This window comes from Allostella sp. (assembly GCF_041913585.1).
Lineage (GTDB): Bacteria > Pseudomonadota > Alphaproteobacteria > ATCC43930 > Allostellaceae > Allostella.
On the sequence record NZ_JAYSFE010000294.1, the window covers coordinates 1 to 1572 of the forward strand.

The window sequence follows — 1572 nt, forward strand, 5'->3', positions numbered from 1 at the left end:
ACCAGCCTGCAATCGTTCCTCGTCCGGCAGCGGCCGGCGCTCGCGGCGGCCGGGCTCTACGTGCCGCGGACCGGCAGCTATGCCGAGATGGGCGGCGGCCATCATCTGCTGGCCTGGAGCCTGCTCGGGCGCCATCCGGATCGCTGCCGCGGCGTGCCGCCGGAGGCGATGCTGTCCGCCCTGGCGGACGAGCTCGCGGCCTGCGGGGCGGCCAACGCCGTCATCTCGTCGGAGGAGTTCTCCGCCCTCTCCGAGGCGCAGATCGGCACCCTGCGGCAGCATCTCGAACCCTTCGATGCGATGGCGGTCCTGGTGCTGCGCCGGACCAGCGATGCGATCGAGGCCGGATACCGGACCCACATCCAGTCCGGCTACGACCTGCCGTTCGCCGCCTACGCCGCGGAACGGCGGCGCGACTGTCACGACCTGGCGCGGCGCTGGAGCCGCCTGTCGGCGACCGGAGACCTGCGGATCGGCAGCTACGACGACCCCGATGTCCGCGCCGATGTCGTCCGCGCCGTCCTCGGCTGGCTCATGCCGGGCATGGCGATCGACCGCCCGCCCGATGCGCCGCGGCTCAACCCCGGCCTGCCCGCCCCGATCATCGAACTGGCGCGCACGCTCCGCCGCGAGGGCGCGGCACCGGACGCCGTCGCCCGCTGGCTGCGCAACTGCGCCTCCATCCGCTTCACCCGCGCCGAGATCGAGGCGCCGCGCTTCATGACGGCCGATCGCGAGGCCGCGCTCGACGCCGAGTATGCCGGCCAGATCGACCGCATCGCGGCCGACCCGGCACTCGCCCCCCATGTCCGCGGCACGCTGCCGCGCCCGGCGCCGCGACGGCTGCGCAGCATCGCGGGGACCGCCGACGCGCTGCTCGAACTGCCGGCACTGCTCGCCGGCCGCGCCGACGCGAGCCGCCGGCCGGCGGGCCTGCCGCGGCCCCCGGCGCCGGCCGCCGGCGCCCCTCGCCCCGGCCGTCTTCTCGGCCATTTCGACGAGCCGGCCCGGCAGCGTCCGGACGATATCCCGACCGTGTCGGGCCGGCTGCCGATCGCCGGGTGGGCGATCGATGCGACCGGGACGGCCACGGCGGCGCTGGCGGTGCTGACCCCGGTCGACCCCGCCCGGGCGCCGGAACAGGTGGTGGCGCTCGACCGGAGCGAGCTTCGGCCGGACGTGGCGGCGGCCTTTGCCGACCTGCCCGAGGCCGTGACGCTGTGGAGCGGCTTCCGGACCGAGGTCGACGCCGGCACGCTCGCCGCCGGACGCTGGGACCTGCGCCTCGCCTTCCGCCGGGCCGACGGCATCGCCTATGTCGCGCATCGCGTCACGATCGAGGTGCTGCCGCCATGACCGATCCCGATGTCCGGCTGGTGGCGTTCTACCTGCCGCAGTATCACCCGATCCCGGAGAACGACGCGGCCTGGGGCAAGGGCTTCACCGAGTGGACCAACGTCACCCGGGCACGGCCGCTGTTCGCCGGGCATCACCAGCCGCACCTGCCGGCCGAACTCGGCTTCTACGACCTGCGCCTGCCGGAGGTGATGGAGCAGCAGGCGACGCTGGCGC

2 protein-coding genes are annotated in these 1572 nt (G+C 75.1%); both read left to right on the forward strand.

Features of this window, described 5'->3' with window-relative positions; translation table 11 throughout:
• The coding region (locus ACE3Q3_RS24340) for a hypothetical protein (RefSeq protein ID WP_374450454.1) at positions 1-1356 on the forward strand (1356 nt) is incomplete at its 5' end.
• A partial coding sequence (locus ACE3Q3_RS24345; protein ID WP_374450456.1) for a glycoside hydrolase family 99-like domain-containing protein occupies positions 1353-1572 on the forward strand: 220 nt, incomplete at its 3' end. The genes ACE3Q3_RS24340 and ACE3Q3_RS24345, both read left to right, overlap by 4 nt.